General features: G+C 68.3%; 16 protein-coding genes, 2 tRNA genes and 1 pseudogene. 4 read left to right on the top strand and 15 right to left on the bottom strand.

The genetic code is table 11. From position 1 onward, the window contains the following. Positions 1-17: 17 nt before the first annotated feature. A complete protein-coding gene (locus tag ACVWZ7_RS15825; RefSeq protein WP_456508425.1) occupies positions 18-884 on the bottom strand; it encodes a GNAT family N-acetyltransferase in 867 nt (288 codons plus the stop codon). A gap of 104 nt (positions 885-988) precedes the next feature. Here ACVWZ7_RS15825 and ACVWZ7_RS15820 point away from each other — a divergent pair, with 104 nt between their 5' ends. Further along, complete coding sequence (locus ACVWZ7_RS15820; RefSeq protein ID WP_456508424.1) at positions 989-2,587, top strand: PucR family transcriptional regulator; 1,599 nt, start codon at positions 989-991, stop codon at positions 2,585-2,587. 65 nt (positions 2,588-2,652) lie between these two features. On the opposite strand, the gene ACVWZ7_RS15815 is transcribed toward ACVWZ7_RS15820, so the two are convergent. The 4 genes from ACVWZ7_RS15815 to ACVWZ7_RS15800 are packed head-to-tail and all read right to left on the bottom strand — an operon-like array spanning position 2,653 to position 6,010. Continuing rightward, positions 2,653-3,720 (bottom strand): UDP-N-acetylmuramate dehydrogenase, encoded by a 1,068-nt coding sequence (locus tag ACVWZ7_RS15815; RefSeq protein ID WP_116765138.1) that lies wholly within the window; start codon positions 3,718-3,720, stop codon positions 2,653-2,655. A 57-nt stretch (positions 3,721-3,777) separates the two neighbouring features. After that, positions 3,778-5,085, bottom strand: a complete 1,308-nt coding sequence (locus tag ACVWZ7_RS15810) for an MFS transporter (RefSeq protein WP_116765139.1) — start codon at positions 5,083-5,085, stop codon at positions 3,778-3,780. A gap of 14 nt (positions 5,086-5,099) precedes the next feature. Further along, positions 5,100-5,537: a MaoC family dehydratase gene (locus tag ACVWZ7_RS15805; protein ID WP_116765140.1), complete on the bottom strand. Its 438-nt coding sequence runs from the start codon at positions 5,535-5,537 to the stop codon at positions 5,100-5,102. A gap of 2 nt (positions 5,538-5,539) precedes the next feature. Continuing rightward, entirely contained in the window at positions 5,540-6,010 is a 471-nt protein-coding gene (locus tag ACVWZ7_RS15800) for an FAS1-like dehydratase domain-containing protein (RefSeq protein WP_116765141.1), read from the bottom strand. A gap of 250 nt (positions 6,011-6,260) precedes the next feature. Here ACVWZ7_RS15800 and ACVWZ7_RS15795 point away from each other — a divergent pair, with 250 nt between their 5' ends. After that, on the top strand, positions 6,261-6,692 hold the full coding sequence (locus ACVWZ7_RS15795; protein ID WP_116765142.1) for an ArsR/SmtB family transcription factor: 432 nt from the start codon (positions 6,261-6,263) through the stop codon (positions 6,690-6,692). Continuing rightward, positions 6,689-8,386 carry a SulP family inorganic anion transporter gene (locus ACVWZ7_RS15790; RefSeq protein WP_456508423.1) on the top strand — a complete coding sequence of 566 codons (1,698 nt, stop codon included), beginning with the start codon at positions 6,689-6,691 and terminating at the stop codon, positions 8,384-8,386. The genes ACVWZ7_RS15795 and ACVWZ7_RS15790 overlap by 4 nt, the downstream gene beginning before the upstream one ends. Here ACVWZ7_RS15790 and ACVWZ7_RS15785 read toward each other — a convergent pair. The 5 genes from ACVWZ7_RS15785 to ACVWZ7_RS15765 all read right to left on the bottom strand — a co-directional run bounded on the left by ACVWZ7_RS15785 (position 8,376) and on the right by ACVWZ7_RS15765 (position 13,456). Next, positions 8,376-8,600, bottom strand: coding sequence for a DUF3188 domain-containing protein (locus ACVWZ7_RS15785; protein ID WP_116765144.1), 225 nt, complete (start codon positions 8,598-8,600; stop codon positions 8,376-8,378). The two genes, ACVWZ7_RS15790 and ACVWZ7_RS15785, sit on opposite strands and share 11 nt — an antisense overlap. 128 nt (positions 8,601-8,728) lie before the next feature. Then, on the bottom strand, positions 8,729-9,700 hold the full coding sequence (locus ACVWZ7_RS15780) for a DUF2797 domain-containing protein (protein WP_456508422.1): 972 nt from the start codon (positions 9,698-9,700) through the stop codon (positions 8,729-8,731). 25 nt (positions 9,701-9,725) lie between these two features. After that, positions 9,726-10,589 carry an HpcH/HpaI aldolase/citrate lyase family protein gene (locus ACVWZ7_RS15775; protein ID WP_116765146.1) on the bottom strand — a complete coding sequence of 288 codons (864 nt, stop codon included), beginning with the start codon at positions 10,587-10,589 and terminating at the stop codon, positions 9,726-9,728. 168 nt (positions 10,590-10,757) lie between these two features. After that, positions 10,758-11,753, bottom strand: a complete 996-nt coding sequence (locus ACVWZ7_RS15770) for an aldo/keto reductase (protein ID WP_425547118.1) — start codon at positions 11,751-11,753, stop codon at positions 10,758-10,760. After that, entirely contained in the window at positions 11,750-13,456 is a 1,707-nt protein-coding gene (locus ACVWZ7_RS15765; protein WP_456508421.1) for a glycoside hydrolase family 13 protein, read from the bottom strand. Before ACVWZ7_RS15765 ends, ACVWZ7_RS15770 begins: the two co-directional genes overlap by 4 nt. Positions 13,457-13,561: 105 nt before the next feature. On the opposite strand from ACVWZ7_RS15765, the gene ACVWZ7_RS15760 reads away from it, so the two are divergent. Next, the gene (locus ACVWZ7_RS15760; RefSeq protein ID WP_456508420.1) at positions 13,562-14,743 is read left to right on the top strand and encodes an ROK family protein; all 1,182 of its coding nucleotides are present in this window, start codon (positions 13,562-13,564) and stop codon (positions 14,741-14,743) included. 15 nt (positions 14,744-14,758) lie between these two features. On the opposite strand, the gene ACVWZ7_RS15755 is transcribed toward ACVWZ7_RS15760, so the two are convergent. From ACVWZ7_RS15755 to ACVWZ7_RS15735, 5 genes and pseudogenes are all read right to left on the bottom strand, one after another. Further along, the gene (locus tag ACVWZ7_RS15755) at positions 14,759-16,330 is read right to left on the bottom strand and encodes a Na+/H+ antiporter (RefSeq protein WP_456508419.1); all 1,572 of its coding nucleotides are present in this window, start codon (positions 16,328-16,330) and stop codon (positions 14,759-14,761) included. 123 nt (positions 16,331-16,453) lie between these two features. Beyond that, complete coding sequence (locus ACVWZ7_RS15750; protein WP_456508418.1) at positions 16,454-17,113, bottom strand: NAD(P)H-binding protein; 660 nt, start codon at positions 17,111-17,113, stop codon at positions 16,454-16,456. 20 nt (positions 17,114-17,133) lie between these two features. Next, positions 17,134-17,922: pseudogene (gene yidC / locus ACVWZ7_RS15745) on the bottom strand (membrane protein insertase YidC); the annotation flags it as partial. Positions 17,923-18,043: 121 nt separating this feature from the next. Then, positions 18,044-18,117 (bottom strand) — tRNA-Met (locus ACVWZ7_RS15740). Between the two features lie 62 nt (positions 18,118-18,179). After that, a tRNA-Thr gene (locus ACVWZ7_RS15735) sits at positions 18,180-18,251 on the bottom strand. Positions 18,252-18,261: the final 10 nt, after the last annotated feature.

Here is an 18,261-nt window from a genome sequence, read left to right as displayed (position 1 = left end):
CTGGTGTTGGGTAAGGGTTATGCCTGGTTGGTTTTGGTCAGCCGGTACCAGCCGGTTCGGGTGACTCCGGACGCGTTGTAGCCGGATGCGAAGGCCGGTTCGAAGATTCCGCGGATCCGCAACCGCCACAGTCCCGCTTCATCGGAGTCCGCGGCCCTCAGCGCCACGATGTCTTGCGGTGCACGGCACCATAGGGTGTCCGGCGTTTCGAGGAGGACCGGCCTGGAGTCCGGGCCGTACTCCAGAATGTTGTTCAGGGCCGTTTCGGGCAGTTCCAGTTCTTCGACGGACCCTTCGCTGCAACTGATGCTCCGCCTGGAGGACAAAGGCCAAACGGCGACGAGCCGGTCGCTTTCATCGTTGGCGTTGATGTCGTCCTGCATTTCGCCGTAAAAATCGCGTGCGTACTCGAATGCATGGGCTCCGAGTTTCGTGAGGTTGAAACGGGCGTTCCGGCTGACCAGCGGGTCAAAGGTCCACGTCATGGTCTCGATTCCGCGGGCAAGCGACCACGCCCGCTGATGCTGTTTGAGCGCGAAACCGACGCCTTTGTCCGCCGCGCCGGGCAGGACACCGGCGATCAGGGAATAGGTAGCCGCTCCGCCGGGGGACACGATGCCGACGGCGGCTCCGCGCAGGGCCCCGTCCGCGTTGTATGCAGCGGAAACATTGCAGCCTGCGTGCGAAATGCTCCGCAGCAAATCGAAAGGAACAGGCGCTCCGTGGGGAGACATACCCCAGATCGCGATGAGCAGCCCTTCAACGTCCCTGAGCTTGTCGCGGTCATGTTCGTCGATGACCCGGACGCCGGCCCTGGATGCTGCGGCTGCTGCCGCTTCCCCGGCCTGGCGTGCTGTTGGACTGGCTTCAACAATAAGTGACATGCATCAACTATTGGCTTTGCCGGTGCCGGCTGGCTTCGGTGCCAGACACCAACGTCAGTCCTTCAACTTGTGGGCCAGCACTAGGGGCCGTAGATTTACGCCTTGTGGAAACCATCCCGAAAACCCCGGGCAGCATCGATTTGCCTGACCTCCTGCAAGTGCTTGCGAACTCCGGACTGGTTCTCCGCTCACACGGAACTACGCCCGGGCTCTCCCTGACGAGCCCGTCCCTCTACGATCCCCTCGCGCCTTTGGAAGGGCTCCGGGGAGGGATCTTGCTGGGGATCGGACTCCACCCCGCGGAACCGGAAACAACCGTCGTCGTCCGGGAAGCAGCGCAAGCTGGCTTCGGCGCGATCGTGCTCAAGCAGCTGTCTCAGGACATCGAAGAACTCGCGAACACAGCTGACCAGGCCGGCATAGCACTTTTGGTCGTCGACGACGCCGTGGGGTGGCGGCAACTCGATGCGCTCCTGGAATCTGCCCTCAGCGCCTCCGCGGAAGCCAACCGGTCGGCGTCGCCGCTGGGAGTGGGCGACCTGTTTGCCCTAGCCAACGCCATTGCCGCACTGGTAGGTGGGGCCACGGCCATCGAAAACCTCCAGGAACAGGTTCTGGCATACTCCACCCTCCCCCACCAACCGATCGACGACGACCGGCGGAACGGAATCCTGGGGCGCCAGGTTCCCTACCTGCCGGAGAATGCCGGTCAATATGCCAGCGTGTTCCGGGCCCGCGGCGCCGTGCGCATTGAAGGTGTCCGTCCGGCAATGGACCGTCTGGCCATCGCCGTTCGTGCCGGTAACCAGCCGCTGGGGTCTATCTGGGTAGTGGACGCCAACGGGGACCTGGATTCCGACGCGGAGCAGGCGCTCGAGCGCGCCGCGGATATCGCAGTCCTCCACATCCTGAGGGCGCGAAGCACCATCGACCTTGCGCGGCAACAACGGGCCGAGCTCCTCCGCCGGCTCCTCGAAGGGGGAGACGACGTCCAGCTTGTAGCAGAACAGCTCGGACTGAAGCACTCGGGCCCCTTCGCCGTCGCGGCTTTCCAACTGGACCTCGGCCAGTCCGACGAGCTGTCCCTGATCCGGCTCGTCGACCTTGTCACGACCCAGTGCGAAGCGCACGGGCAAGGTGCGCAGTGCGTACTCATCGGCACCACGATTTATGCGTTGTTCACCGAGGCCCCCGCCTCGGGCCCCGGATCCATTGAGGCGCTGGCCCGCCGCCTGATCGAGCGTTCAGCTGCGTCGCTGCGGGTCAAGCTGCGGGTGTCAACGGGCTCGACCGTCACCACCGCCGCAGACATCAGCCGTTCCCGGCACGACGCGGACCTCGTCCTGCTGATGCTCGCCTCCGGGCGGAGCGCCGGCGACTACGCCAACGCTCAGGAAGTGCGCAGCCGTCTGACCTTGCTGGAACTCAGTGCGCTTTTCCGGAACACGCCTCATCTTGTGTCTCCGGCCGCTGCCAGCATGAGGAAGTACGACGCCGAATCAGGAACCGAATACGCGAGAACTTTGCGCACCTACCTCGATTTCTCCCGCGATTCCGCCAAAACCTCGGCGGCACTTTCAGTGCACCAGAACACGCTCCGCTACCGCTTGCGGCGTCTCCGGGAACTTTTTGGAATTGATGTGGACAACCCCGAAGACACAGTGGTCTTGTGGCTCAGTCTGCACGTTCAGGAGTTGCTGTAGGGAAATCGCCCCTACCTCGATGCGTGCCTTACGTGGCGACGGGCGGGCCCGGGCCGGGGCAGGAACTATAGGGTGACGCCGATCAGCAGCGGTTCCGGGTGCAGTTCGATCCCGAAGCGTTCGACGACGCCGTGGCGCACCTCGCGCGCAACGGCCAGCATGTCCGCCGTGCTCGCCCCGCCCCGGTTCGTGATGGCGAGAGTGTGCTTGGTGGAAAGCGATGCCCTGCCGCCCGAGACGCTGTCCGGGGCCAGCCCAAAGCCCTTGGCGAAGCCGGACTGGTCGATCAGCCACGCCGCCGAGAGCTTGGTCAGCCCGTCGGCACCGCCGGGGTAGCGCGGGGCGTCCTGCGGCAGCCGTGCCGCGACGTCCTCGGACACGATCGGGTTGGTGAAAAAGGACCCCGTCGAGTAAGTGTCCCGGTCGGCCGCATTCCACACCATGCCCTTGGAGGCCCGCAGCCGCAGCACTTCGCGGCGGACGTCGTTGGAGTAGGCCCGCTGGCCCTGCTCGACGCCGAGCGCCCGGGCGAGTTCGGCGTAGCGGATCGGGGCGCTCATCCGGCCGAGCGGGAGCTGGAATTCCACGGTGAGGACCACATAGCGCGGCGAACCGTTGACGGTGGCCTGCTTCAGGACGGAGTCACGGTAGCCGAACTTGAGTTCGGAATTCGTGAAAGTCTTGACCGCGTTCCGTTCCCGGTCCCACGTACGGACTGCGGCGATCGTCTGCGAGACGTCGGCGCCGTAGGCGCCGACGTTCTGCACGGGAGTGGCTCCCGTGGCTCCGGGAATTCCGGAGAGCGCTTCGACGCCGGACCAGGCATGCCTCACGGCGTGGTCAACGAAGGCATCCCAGTTGTGGCCGGCCTGCACCACCACCGCCACGCCGCCGCAGGAGTCCTCGGCGTTGACGGTAAAGCCCGCCGAAGCGATCTTCAGTACCGTTCCGGGGAACCCGGCGTCGGACACCAGCAGGTTGGAACCGCCGCCGATGATCAGCAGGGGCTGGCCGGCGGCGTCCGCCGACCGCACGGCATCGATGATCTCGGCCTCGCTGCGGGCTTCAATGTAGCTGCCGGCGGGGCCCCCGACAGCGGAGGTGGTCAGGGCGGAGAGCAGAATCGGGGTCACCTGAACAGCCTAGCCGGGATCGTGCGCCGGCCTAAGCCGGTGGTGGCTTGTACTTAGCTAGGCGGCGGGAACGGCTGCGGGGAGTTTGCGCGCCACCGGGGAGAGCAGGAAGCTGCCGATCAGCATCACCATGACGGCCAGCAGCGAGTGCAGGATGCCCACGTGTTCGGCCAGGAGCCCCAGCAGCGGCGGACCGCACAGGAACGCGCCGTAGCCGATCGTCGAGACGACGGAGACGCGTGCGGCAGCCTTGCCGGGATCGTCGGCGGCGGCGGACATGCCCACCGGGAAACCAAGGGAGGCGCCAAGCCCCCAAATGGCCAGGGCCACGTAGGCCAGCCACGGCACGGGGGCGAAGACGAACAATCCGAGGCCTGCTACGGCCAGTGCGGCGCACCACCGCATCACCGGGACGCGGCCGAACCGGTCCAGGACGAGCGTTCCGGCGAAGCGGCCCACCGTCATGAAGGTGACGAACAGTCCATATCCGGCGGCCCCGGCGGCGTCAGACTGGCCGTGGCCGTCCGCGAGCGCCAGTGCCACCCAGTCCCCCGCCGCCCCTTCGGCGAGGGCAAGGCCCAGGACCAGCACGCCCAGCAGCAGGGTGCGCCGGTCCCGCCAGGCCTGGGCGATCTGGCGTTTGTTGTCCAGCGGCTGTTCGGGGACCGCGTCCGCCTGCCGGACGATGGGGATGGGCCCGGTGGAGGGATCTTCGAAGGTATCTGTCCCGGAGGCCGCGAACGGTTGTTCCCCCTGCAGCGGCGTGATGTCGGCGCGGAACCACGCCGCAGCGGTCGTCACGGAACCGGCCACCAACAGGCCGGCCGCGGCGAGGTGCCAGAAGACCGGGATCCCGGCGCCGGCAGCCCACGCACCCAGCCCGGCTCCGGCCACTGTCCCCAGGCTAAAGGAGCCGTGCAGCCGGGGCATGATGTGGCGGCGGACGGCGCGTTCCACCGCGGCGCCTTCGACGTTGGACGCCGTGTTCCAGCTGGCGGTACCCAGCCCGATGATTGACAGTCCCGCGGCGACCGCCACCGGGTTGGCGAGCACGGAGGTGCCGAAGCCTGCCAGCATCAGCCCGAACCCGACCATGATGCTGCCGATCCGGATGGTGCGCTTCGAGCCCAGCCGAAGGACAATCAGGCCAGAGGCGGACACGGACAGGAAGGACCCCGCCGTCATGCAGAGCAGGAGCAGCCCGATGGTGCCGGGAGTCAGGTCCAGACCGTCGCGGATGGCCGGCAGCCGGGATACCCACGTGGAAAACGCGATTCCGCTGGCCGCATAGGCCACCACCACGGCATTCCGCCAGTGCGTGATCTCGGCAGCCGGGACGAAGACGTCTTTAGTCTCCTTGGTCACAGCAGCGCCACAGGCTACGCCAGCCTGACGACGGCCTGGGCCTTGACCAAGACTTTCTGACCGGCCGAGACGACCGTGAGGTCGACGCGGGCGGTGCCGGCGTCGGCGTCGAGCGCTCCGATGGCGCCGCTGACCTCGATCACGGCGCCGGCTTCCGGCGTCCCCGTGGTGTCGGCCACCGGCACCGGCTTGGTGAAGCGGGTCTGGAAGTCCACGACGGCGGCGGGGTCGCCGGCCCAGTCGGTGACGAGCTGGACGGCCGCGCCCATCGTGAACATGCCGTGGGCGATCACGCCCGGCAGGCCCACGCCCGTGGCGAAGGCCTCGTTCCAGTGGATCGGGTTGAAGTCACCGGATGCGCCGGCGTACTTGACGAGGTCGGTGCGGGTGACGGCGATGCTGCGGCTGCCGATGTCCTGGCCGACCGTAAGTCCTGCGATGTTGATGCTCATGGCTACTGTCCCTCTCCGCGGACCAGGATGGACGAGGTGGTGGTGGCAACCGGCTCGCGGACATCGGCGGAATCGCTGTTGCCCAGGGCGAAGATCTCTGAGCGGGTGGTGATCATGGCCCCGCCGCCCATGGCACGGACGCCGTCGACGTGCAGCTCGGCGACCAGCCGGTCCCCGGCAATGATCGGGCGGTGGTGGGTGAACCGCTGGTCGGCGTGGACCACGCGGGAGAAGTCGATGCCGGATTCCGGATCCTCGATCAGCTGCGCGTCGGCGCGCTGGGCGACGATAATGGCGAAGGTCGGCGGCGCGACGAGGTCGAGGTGGCCCAGTGCCTTGGCCGCGGCGACGTCGAAGTGGGCGGGATGAGTGGCCTTGACCGCGCGCGCGAACTCGCGGATCTTCTCGCGGCCGACGTCGTACACCTCTGCGGCAGGGTAGCTGCGCCCCTGCAGATCCGGATTGATAGTCATGGTTCCAGCCTATCGCCACGCCCGCGGCGCCCCGGCTTCATGACAGGGTGCGCGCCGGGCAGCAGAGTGCTTGACCCGGGCGTGCACCGGGGCCAAGCGGGCAGTGGCGCCCGACTCGGGCCGGGCGGGGCTTGACCGATGCGATATGATGAAAACATCAATCCATCAATCCACTGGCGATCGAAGCCCGCCGGGCACCGATGCCGCTGGATCCGAGAAAGCGTTCTCCTGTCATGATCCCCTTCCGCCCATGATCACCCCCGCGCAGACCCCGCTGTACGAAATCAAGGCCAACCTGTTCAAGGCCCTCGCCCACCCGGCCAGGATCCGGATCCTGGAGCTTCTGGCCGCGGCGCCGGACACGGCAGCCCCAGTGAGCTACTTGCTCGCCGAGACGGGCCTGGAGGCCTCGCATTTGTCCCAGCACCTGGCGACGCTGCGCCGGCACGGGGTGGTGACGTCGGTCCGGACGGCGAATGCCGTGACCTACCGGCTGGCTCATCCCAAGATCTCGGAGCTGCTGGCGATCGCCCGGGTCTTCCTGCTGGACAGCCTGGCCGGATCCAGCGAACAGCTTCGGCTGGCGCAGGAACTGCCCGCCGGCCACCTCGGCAGCACAGGCCCCGTAGGCATCCCCGACCGCCTCGGGAGCACCGACGGGCTCGAGAGCACAGCGCCATGAGCGCGGCCCAGACCTCACGCCCGGACCGGGCAACCGGCACTGCCCGGGCACTCATGGCGCGGTTCCTGCCGTCGCGCCGCGACTATGGGCTTCTGCGGTCCGCCTGGAAGACGGACCTGTTCGCCGGCATCACGGTAGGCATTGTGGCGCTCCCCCTGGCCCTGGCCTTCGGGGTGAGTTCCGGCGTCGGCGCAGAGGCCGGACTCATCACGGCGGTGGTGGCCGGGCTGGTGGCGGCCGTCATGGGCGGATCCAACGTCCAGGTCTCCGGCCCCACCGGCGCCATGGTGGTGGTTTTGGCCCCGGTGGTCGCCGCCCACGGTGTCGGCAGCATCGCCTTGGTTTCGGTACTGGCTGGACTGATCGTCATGATCCTGGGGGTGAGCGGACTGGGCCGCGCCGTCGCCTTCATCCCGTGGCCCGTCGTGGAGGGCTTCACGCTCGGCATCGCCGCCATCATCTTCCTGCAGCAGGTCCCCCTGGCCACGGGCACCGAGGCAACGCCGGGCCACAACACCTTCCTGGCCGCCGTCGAGAGCGCGTCGCAGGCTACCGTCCCGGCAGTGCTGCAAACGCTCGCTGTGGTGGCAAGTGTCGCCGCTGTGATGTATCTGCTCCCCAAGCTCAGCAAGGCACTGCCCGCAAGCCTAATTGCGGTGTTGCTCGCCACCGTGGCGGCCGAGGTGCTGGCGCTGGACATCCCACGGATCGGCGCGCTACCGCACTCCCTGCCGGCACCGTCCATGCCGTCCCTGGATCCGGGCGCACTGGGCGGTCTCCTGATGCCTGCCGTGTCGATCGCCACGCTGGCCGCCATCGAATCCCTGCTCTCGGCCCGGGTGGCCTCCGGCATGGCGGGACCGGACGGCCGTCCGTCCGGCGCGTACAGCCCCGACCGCGAGCTCACGGGCCAGGGCCTGGCCTCGATCGCCGCGGGCTTCTTCGGCGGCATGCCGGCGACGGGCGCGATCGCCCGGACCGCCGTGAATGTCCGCTCCGGTGCGAAGACCCGGCTCGCCGCGATAGTGCACGCGCTCGTGCTGCTCGCCATCATCTACCTGGCGGCCGGGCTGGTCGGGCGGATCCCGCTGGCGGCTCTGGCAGGCATCCTCATGGTCACGGCCACCCGAATGGTCTCGCGGCACACGGTCACGGCGATCCTGCGGTCCACCCGGGCCGACGCCGCGGTGTTCGTGATCACGGCCTTCATTACGGTCGCCTTCGACCTCATTGTGGCCATCCAGATCGGATTCGCCGCGGCTGCCGTGTTCACGTTGCGGACGTTCGCTTCCCTGAGCGGGGTCCGGCGCGAGGCGGTTCCCGGACCGACGCTTCCCGGGGATGAGCACATCGCGATTTTCCGGCTGGACGGGGCGATGTTCTTCGGCGCCGCGGAGCGGGTCCTGCAGGAGATCGGCCAGGTCAAAGACATCCAGGTGGCCATCATCCGGCTGTCGCAGCTGCGGATGCTGGATGCCACCGGCGCCCACGCGCTCGTGGAGGTGATTTCCGCACTGGAGTTGCGCGGCGTCACGGTCTTGCTGAAGGGGGTCCAGCCACAGCATCTGGAGCTCGTCACCAACGTGGGCGTCATCCGCTCACTGCGGCATCACAAGCACCTGTTCACGTCCCTCCCGGACGCCGTGCAGCATGCCCGGAGCCATGTGCTGCGGAACGCGGCCGCTAGCGCTTGAGGTTCTTCCGGATCGCCTGGCCGCGGACCACAAGCCCGGCAAGGTGCAGGATCAGCCCCAGCCCGATCACCGGCAGTGAGGCGAGGGCCAGGGCCTGGTTGCCGGTGCTGTTGCCCACCACGTTGAGGACGATGCCGAGGGCAATCAGTCCCATGGCGCTGAAGACGAGCACCTTGTAGGCGGTTGACGCGGTGGCCCAGAATTCATTCAGCACCGTGCCAGTCTACCGGGGCCGGCGACGCACGCCGCGATCCGCACAATTTCCGGCGACGCTCAAAATGCCCGGCGACGCCGGAATACGGGCGCGTCCGGCATTTTGCGCGTCGAGGGGCAAATCCAGCCTCAGAACAGGGATTCCTGCACGGCCGGGACGTCGGACTTGTACTCCCCCAGCAGAACCGTCCTCGCCTTCAGCAGGCCCAGGTTCACGATGAATTCCAGGTCCGTTCCGGCCAAACCCGCGACGGCGCAGCTGCCGCTCAGGGAGGCAATCCCGAACCCGTGGTCCCCCGAATCGAACCCGTGCGGGTACGGGTGCCGTGCGGTCCGCGCGCCAGCACCGTTCGGCAGGCAGGCGACCTCCGCCAGGCCGGGTCGCAACCACGGCTCGTCCACGATCCCGAAGCCGTCGGCGGGGACCCGGGACAGCAGGTCCCGGACTTCCGCGGCCAGCCGCCGGTTGAGGGCGTCGAGTTCGACGGCGGCCACGAGCCCGGCCAGCGCTGCGGAGCGGACCTGCTGCGGCAGCCCGGCGTCGCGCGTGATCATGTCCTCAAGGATCCGTACCACGCGGCCGTCCTCGGCGCGGGCGACGTAACGGGCGACGACGGCGCCCTGCTCGGCGAGGCGGTTCCATTTGCGCAGGTGGGAGGCGGTTCCGACCTTGCTGGCACCGCCGGCGAAGGTGGCGATGTAGAGCCAGTGAGGCTGCATGAGGTAGGCGCGCAGGCCCGGCGGGACCCGGCCGCCGCGGTGGAAGTCGTGGATCAGCCGCGAGTCGTCCAGAACGAAGCACCGTTGGCACTGGCTGCCCCGAGCGGCCTCTGCCCGGGCAGGGCAGGGAATGTGGTCCCGGTCCGCGGGGCCGTGCACCTTGTGGTGGCCCAGGCAGCGCTTGCCTGGGGCGGCGAGCCGGAACCCGAGCCGCGTCCCGGCGTCGAGCGCCAGTTCGGTGAAGGCGCCCGCAGGGTCCTGCAGCCGCAGGACGGCACTCCCGGCGGCTGCCTGTCCGGGTCCGGGCTGGCTCCGTCCGGCCGCTGCCGGCTCCGGACCATCCCAAAAGACCCCGTGGACCAGATAACGGGTACCGGTCACGGGGTCTCCTTCAGTGGCGGGGCGGCTACAGGGCCGGCTTCACGCCAAAGGCTACGGCGAGCTTCATGATCTTCTCGGCGCGGCCCAGGCGCGGCAGGTCGGAGCCGTCCCGGATGACGCGGCCGTTGGCTTCGAAGTCGTTCATGAAGTCCGTGGCCCAGGCGACGTCGGACGGGGTGGGGCTGATGACTTCGTTGATCACCGGAGTCTGGTCGATCGCCAGGCAGAGTTTCCCGGTCATGCCCATCATCACGGTGATGCCGGTCTGCTCGCGCAGGATCGGGTGGTTGGTGCCGACCGTGGGGCCGTCGATGGGGCCCGGCAGGTTGCCGACGCGGCTGGCCACCACCAGCTTGGCCCGCGGGTAGGCCATGGCCTCCGGGGTGGCGGCCATGCCGGTGTCGCGGCGGAAGTCGCCGGAGCCGAAGGCCAGGCGGAACGCACCCTGGGCCTTAGCGATGTTGTTGGCTTCCTCTATGCCGACGGCGGACTCGACGAGCGGGATGACCGGGGTCTTGCCGTCCATCCGGTGGAAGCTCTCTGTGACCTGGTCGGCCGATTCGGTCTTGGCCAGCATGACGCCCAGCAGGCCGGGGGTGCCGCGCAGTCCGGCGAGGTCGTCGGCCCAGAACCGGCTGGTGGCGTCGTTGATCCTGACCCACGCACTGCCGCCGGCGGTCAGCCAGTTCACGACGTTGTCGCGGGCGGCGTCCTTCTGGGAGGGGTCCACCGCGTCTTCGATGTCGAGGATGATTGCATCGGCCCGGGAGACGGCGGACTGGTCGAAGAGTTCGGGCTTCATCGCGTTGACCAGCAGCCAGGAGCGGGCAATGTCGGCCGGGATGTTGCGCTGGGGCCGAAGGGATTCGGCGGTGGTGGTAGAAGTCATGCATCTACGCTATCCGCCCGGAGGCGTTTGCGGCTAAGCGATCCGGCCCTCCGGGGTGACCATTACGACCAAAATCACATCCGCACCCAAGTAGCTGGCAGCTGAAGCCGTTTTCAGCGCGAATAGCGGCCTTAACTGCCAGCCAGTTGGGTGGGCATGGTGGGCGTACTAGGGGATGTTGCTGCCCCGAGCCGCCACCCAGAGCCCGTACCACTCGGCGCGGGTCATGGACGCGGCGGCCTCTGCGGCGCCGGCACAGGCGAGGATCCGGTCAGGGTTGGCGGTGCCGATCACGGGCGCGATCCCGGCGGGGTGTTTCATGAGCCAGCCCAGCACGATTGCCTCCCCCGTGGTCCCCTTCGCGGCGGCCAGGGCGGCGACGAGGGCGGTGGCGGCTTCCTCGGCCGGCGTCGGCACGGCGGCCGGCGCCCCGGTGTACAGGCCGCGGGCCAGCGAGCCGTACGCCTGCAGCCGGATGCCGTGCCGGACGCAATGCTCGACGGTGCCGTGCGGGAAGCTGTAGTCCGTGCCCTCGGCATGGTTGACCAGCACCGTGCTTTCGAGCCAGGCCCGCTTGAGCAGGCTCATCTCCAGCTGGTTGGCCACCACCGGCGTCTCGAGCCGGTCCTGCAGCATCTCGATCTGCGGACCCGACATGTTGGACACGCCCACGGCGCGCACCTTGCCTTCGGCCATGAGCTGCCCGACGGCGGATGCCACTTCCGCCGGATCCATCAGGGGATCCGGGCGGTGCAGCATGAGCACGTCGACGTAGTCCGTGCGGAGCCGGGCCAGGCTTTCGTTGACCCGTTCCAGGATGCCGTCCCGGCTGAGGTCGTAGTACGCCTCCAGGCCCTGCTCGTTGAGCCGGATGCCGCATTTGGTCTGGAGCCGGATCTTCTCGCGCAGTCCCGGAGTCCCGGCCAGGATCTCGCCGAAAACGGCCTCGGCCTTGCCGTTGGTATAGATGTCCGCGTGGTCAAAGAGCGTGATGCCGGCCTTCAGGGCTGACTCGACGGCGGCCGCCGCCTCGTCCACCTCCGCGGACGAGTACGGCTCCGCCGACCAGCTGCCGCCCAGACCCATGCAGCCATAGATGAGCTCCTGGCCGGGATTCCCGTCTCGGGCGGGCGCGCCGGTCGAGTCCTTCGCCGGAATGCTCACCGCAGCCAGACGGTGGTGTTGGCCGGCAGCAGTCCGCCGTCCAGCGGGCCGCTGCTGACCAGCACCTCGCCGGCGGGCAGTTCCACGGGCGTGTCACCGAAGTTGGTCACCGTCTGCCAGCCGCCCGGGCGGCTGAAGTGCAGGACGTCGGCGCTGCCGGATTCATGCCATTCCATTTCCTCCGAGGTCTGCAGTTCGCGGCGGAACTTCAGGGCCGTGCGGTAGAGCTCCAGCGTGGAGCCTTCCACGCCGTCCTGGGCTGCCACGGCGTAGCGGGCGAACCAGGCCGGCTGCGGCAGGTGCGCGCCGCCGTCGCCGAACCCGAACGAGGTGCCTTCCGGGGCCCAGGGCAGCGGCACGCGGCAGCCGTCACGGCCGATCTCGACGCCCTTGTTCCGGAAGAAGGTGGGGTCCTGGCGCTCGGCGTCGGGGATCTCCGCGACTTCCTGCAGGCCCAGTTCCTCGCCCTGGTACAGGTAGGCGGATCCGGGAAGGGCCAGCATCAGGAGCGTGGCGGCGCGGGCCCGGCGCAGGCCGAGTTCGACGTCGAGTTCTTCGGCGGGGGCTCCGGCCAGAAGCCAGCCCTTGCCGTCCTGGCCCTGGGCGTGCTTGCCGCCGCCCTTGGGAAGGCCGTAGCGGGTGGCGTGGCGCACGACGTCGTGGTTGGAGAAGACCCACGTCGAGGAGGCGCCGGATTCGGTGGCCTCGGCGAGGTTTCGGGTGATGATTTCGCGGAACTCATCGGCGTCGAAGTCGGCCTGCAGGAGGTCGAAGTTGAACGCCTGGCCCAGGCCCTGCGGGCTCGCGTAGCGGGCGCGGCGGCTGGCGTGCACCCAGGCCTCCGCGACGGCGGTGCGCGGAGGGTTGTACTCGTTGAAGACCTCGCGCCACTCGGCGTAGACCTCATGGACTTCGTCGCGGTCCCAGAAGGGGTGCGATCCGTCGTCGAATCCGTCGGTTCCGGTGTTGGCGGCGCTGAGCTCGACCTTGGAGATCAGGGGCTCGGTGAGGTCCTTGGTCAGGGCGTGGGCGACGTCGACGCGGAAGCCGTCCACGCCCCGGTCCGACCAGAAGCGGAGCGTCTTGAGGAAGTCGTCGCGGATTTCGCGGTTGGACCAGTTCAGGTCCGGCTGTTCCTTGGCGAAGATGTGCATGTACCACTGGCCGGGAGTGCCGTCGGGCTCGGTGATGCGCTCCCAGGCGGGGCCGCCGAACACGGACTCCCAGTCCGAGGGCGCGATCTCGCCGTTTTCGCCCTGGCCGTCCCGGAAGATGTAGCGCTCGCGGGCGGCGGAACCCCGCGGGGAGGCAAGGGCTTCCTGGAACCAGACGTGCCGGTTGGAGGAGTGGTTGGGGACGATGTCCGCGATCAGCTTGATGCCGGCCGCGTGCAGCGCGGCGGACATTTCGTCGAAGTCCGCCAGGGTGCCCAGCTTGGGGTCCACGTCGCGGTAGTCGTCGACGTCGTAGCCGCCGTCGGCCAGCGCCGAGGGGTAGAACGGGGAGAGCCAGACGGCGTCAATTCCGAGTTGCTTCAAGTACGGGACCTTGGCGGTGATGCCCTTGATGTCGCCCAGGCCGTCACCGTTGGAATCGGAGAAGCTCCGCGGGTAGATCTGGTACACCGAGGCCTGGCGCCACCAGTTGGGGTCGGCGGCGAGGTCGGAACCGGACAGGGTTGCCAGCGTGGCGGTGTTGGACAAGGGATGATCCTTCGGGGCTGGGAGACGGCTTCTGGTATTTTAGATACAAGCTAAATATATTGCCTGAACAATTATGGGTCCGGGAACAGAAGAGGTCAAGAAGTGATGCCGCACGCAGCCGCCGCCACGCCGCAGCTGCTGCGCCGCGTCAACGCCCAGGCCGTTCTCCGCCACATCCGCGGCGCGGAGGTTGCCACCGGGACAGAGCTGATGGCCCTCACCGGGCTGACCCGGGCCTCCGTGATCGCCGTCTGCGAGGACCTGATCGGCCGGGGCTGGATCGTGGAGCTGGAGCCGCCCGGAACTAACTCTGAAGGTCCCCGGAAGGGCCGCCCGGCCCGGCGGTTTGCCTTCAACCGGGAGGCCGGCTTCGTCCTGGGCCTCGACATCGGCGCGGCCACCACCACCGCCGCCGTGGCCGACCTCCGCGGCACCGTCGTCGGCCGGTCCAGTGAGAGCTTCCGCGCGGCGGACATCCCCGCGCAGGAGCGGATCGGCGTCATCGACCGCGCCTGCCGCCGGGCCCTGGAGGCCGCGGGAACGGACCCGAGCATGGTTCTCGCCGTGGGCGCCGGGATCGCCGCACCGGTGGACCGGGACGGCAACGTCTTGGTGACCCAGCGGTTCTGGAGCCTGTTCGACGTCGGGCTCCGATCCGCGCTGAAGGAACTGCACGGCTGGACAGTGCTCCTGGAAAACGACGCCAACCTGGCCGCCCTCGGTGAGCGCTGGCGCGGTTCCGGTGCGGGGGTGGACGATCTGGTGGTGCTTCTCGCGGGCGAACGCCTGGGCGCCGGGGTCATGGAATCCGGGCGCCTGCTCCACGGCCGCGGCGGGGCAGCCGGCGAGATGGGCTATCTGGACATGGTGGAGGGCGTTGGCTCCAGCGACGGCATCGCGGCCCTGGCACGGCAGTGGTCCGCGGCAGGCGGCGGCCCGTCCGACGGCGGTGCTGCCAGCGCACCGCGGGTGTTCGAGGACGCGGCGGCGGGAGACCCTGCGGCATTGGCGATCCTGAGCCGGATTTCGGAGCGCATGGCCCGCGTGATCGCCTCGATCGCGAGCCTGATCAACCCCGAGCAGGTGGTGATCAGCGGCGCCGTCGCCGATTCCGCCGGCGCCCTGCTTCCGGAGATCACGGCGTTGCTCCCCCTCTTCACCGCGACTCCCCCGCGCGTAACGGCCTCGCCACTGGGCGACGCAGTCGTCACGGTCGGCGCTGTCCGGCACGCTTTGGACTACGTCGAGGCGAATGCGATGGAGCTGACGCTGCCCGCGCGAGGCTGACCCTGATCGGTTGCCCTAGTCCGGCATGATCATGGTGCGAAGGTCCAGCTGACGCAGCACCCGGTCCGCCACTTCCGGATCCATGCCCGGCTCGTTCCGGGCCGCCACGACTTCCTGGCGGGCCGCGTCGAGGGCTATCGTCTGCACGGCAATCGCCAGTTCGCGGCCGCGCTTGCGCTTCTCTCCCGCGCTTTCATTCTTCAGGCTCCCGTCGAGCAGTTCGGCGTGCAGCCGGGTCATCTTCTCTTTCACCAGCGCCACCTTCTCCGCCGGCAGCTCCTTCATGAGCTCGTTGTCCTTGAGCGCCGCGATGGCTGCCTGTTGGGCCCGGTAGGCCAGCACGCGGGCGGCGTCCCGTTCTTCCGAGCCGTCCTCGGATGCCTTCAGGACGCGCATGAGCCACGGCAGCGTCAGCCCGGGCAGCACCAGGGTGGCCAGCAGCACCGCGCAGGCGATCACCAGCAGCTCGCTCCGGGCCGGAAACGGCGTGCCGTCCGCAACGGTCAACGGAAGGGCCAATGCCAGCGCCAGCGTGGCCAGGCCGCGCATGCCGCACCAGGTAAGGATCAGCACGTCCTTCGCCGAGGTGGGGCGCAGGACGTCCTTCCTGGCCCGCGACAACCCGGACATCATGGCCAGCCAGGCGAACCGCACGGCGAACACGAGCACGCAGACCACCGCGGCGCTCCCCACCATGCCCAGCACGGACGTGCCTTCGTCGTGGATGACCTGCCGTACTTCCAGCCCCACCAGCCCGAACGCCAGGCCCGTGATCAGCAGCTCCACCACATCCCAGAACGCGGTGCGGGTGACCCGCTCGGCGGCGTCCTGCGGTCGGGAGTGACGCTGTATTTCCAGCGCGGTAACGACCACGGCGATCACCCCGGAGGCGTGCACTTCCTCGGCCAGGATGTACGCGGCGAACGGCACCACGAGGGTCACGGCGCTGCGGGCCACCATGGAGGCCACGAGGCGGGTAATCAGGCTCGTGAGCCAGCCCATGCCGATCCCGACCAGCACTGCGATCGCGGCGCCGAGGATGAACTGAAGGACGACGTCGGAGGCGATCTTGGTGCCGGCCACCGCGGCGGCCACGGCCGCCTGGAAGATGACGATGGCGGCGGCGTCGTTGAAGAGTCCCTCGCTCTGGAGCACGTTGATAAGCCGCCGCGGCATGTGGACCCGGCTTGCGATGGAGTCCACGGCCACGGGATCCGGGGGCGCCACCATGGCCCCCAAGGCGATGGCGGCCGGGATGCCGATGCCCGGGATCATGAGCCACGCCGCGCCGGCCACCACCGCGGTGGAGGCCACCACGAGCGCGACGGCGAGCATGAGCAGCGTGCGCCAGCGGACCCGGAAGACGGCCCAGGAGCTGCGCTGGGCTGTGGCGAAGAGCAGCGGCGGAAGGAAGATCGGCAGGATCAGATCCGGTGCGATCTGGACTTCCGGAAAGCCCGGGATGAACGTCAGGGCCACGGCCAGGAGCAGCATCAGCACGGGGTAGGGCAGCTTGAGCCGGTCCCCCAGCCCAACGGCCACCACGGTGGCCAGCAGGAGTCCAACGATGAGTGCCAACTGGTCCATGCGCCTGCTCTCCCCGAAATCCGGCCGCGCGCATCCCGGGTGGATGCACGGACCGACCCCACCACCCTATCGGCCGGACGCGGCCTCCCAAGGCCCGGGTCTCTGCGGGGCTGGGCCCTGGTGCTAGGCCCGTGGGCCCAGGGCTGCGGCGAGCGGCAGGGTGCCGTCCCGGAATTCGATGGTGCGTCCGATCGTGGCGGGCAGCCCGAGCACCGCGGCCGCCACGAGGGCGACATTGGCGCGGGCGGTTCCGGTGCCGTCCGACGTGTCGGCGGGATCGACGTCGATCATCCCGTTGCCTGGTCCGTTCGTCAGGGTCCCGGGGCCCAGGACGGTCCACTCAAGGCCCGAGCCGCGCAGGTAGGCATCCGCGGCGGCCTTGGCCTCGGCGTAGGCGAAGAACCCGTTGTCGGCGGGGACCCCGTGGTCCGGCCCGGCGCCGAAATAGGAGACCATGACGTACCGCCCGACGCCGGCGTCTGCGGCGGCGTCCATGGAGCGGATCGCGGCGTCCCGGTCCACGGCGTAGGTCCGTTCGGGGCTGCCGCCCCCGGCCCCGGCGGACCACACGACGGCATCGTGGTTGCGCAGGGCATCGGCGATCTGCGCCGTCGTCGCGTTCTCCACATCCAGAACGGTGGGCGTAGCGCCGGTGGCTGCGACGTCGGCCGCGTGGTCCGGGTTGCGGATGAAGGACGTGACCTCCTGCCCGTCCGCTGCGAGGATCCTGGACAGTTCCAAAGCCACTTTGCCGTGGCCGCCGATGATTGCGATTCGCGTCATGGACCCATTCTGTCCCATGCGACGAAAAACTGCTGTCCCATGGTCCAGAGGTTGGTGGTGGTCCAGTAGATGAGGACTCCAATGGGGAAAACGATGCCGCCCACACCGAAGACGACCGGCAGGATGTAGAGCATCATCTTCTGCTGGCGCATGAACGGGCTGGCCAGGGCCTCTTCGGACATGTTCTTGGCCATGATCTGCTTCTGCGTGATGAACTGCGAGGCCGTCATGGCCAGGATCATCACGATGGAGAGAATCCACACGGCCGTCTGGTTGCCGCCGCCGCCATGGAGCAGGGACGCGGACAGCGGTGCGCCGAAAATGGTGGACTCATCGAACTGCTTGACCTGCTCGGCGCTCATCGCTCCGATGCCCTGGCCGCTGACTTTGGCGCTGCTGATGCCCGAGAGCACCTGGAAGAGCGCGAAGAAGAACGGCATCTGGATCAGCATGGGCAGGCAGGCTGAGAACGGGTTAGTGCCGTGCTTCTTGTACAGCGCCATCTGTTCCTGAGCCATGGCCTGGCGGGAGAGCTGGTCGGTCTTGCTCTGGTACTTGTCCTGCAGCTTCTTCAGGTCCGGCTGCAGGTGCCGCATCCGGCGTTGGGCCTCGACCTGCTTGACGAAGACGGGAATCAGGGCCGCGCGAATGACCAGCACGAGCCCGATGATGGACAGGGTCCACGTCCAGCCGTTGGCCGGCGACATGCCGATGGCGCTGAGGCCGTCATGGAAGCCCACCATGATGGCTGAGACCAGCCATTTAAACGGGGCCAGGATTGCTCCCAGGACGTCCACCGAAACCCCCATCCGCCAGGTGCTGCCAAGCTACGGCGAAAGGAGGAACTTGTCACGCACTTGGCGGGGACTGCAGTTGTCGGGAAGACAGAAAGACCCCCGCAATCTCAATGGATTCCGGGGGTCTTGCCTGTAGCGGTGGGGAGGCTCGATCTCCCGACCTCACGATTATGAGTCGTGCGCTCTAACCAACTGAGCTACACCGCCATAAATGAGGAAAACCTGCGCTAAGCCGGTCAAAAACCGCCTTGACACAGGCCCTCATTCAGAGCCCCCCACCGGAATCGATCCGGTGACCTCGTTCTTACCAAGAACGCGCTCTACCACTGAGCTAGGGGGGCAACGAGTAAA

It is taken from the genome of Arthrobacter sp. TE12232 (assembly GCF_054062615.1).
This window is presented reverse-complemented; position numbering and strand designations above follow the sequence as displayed.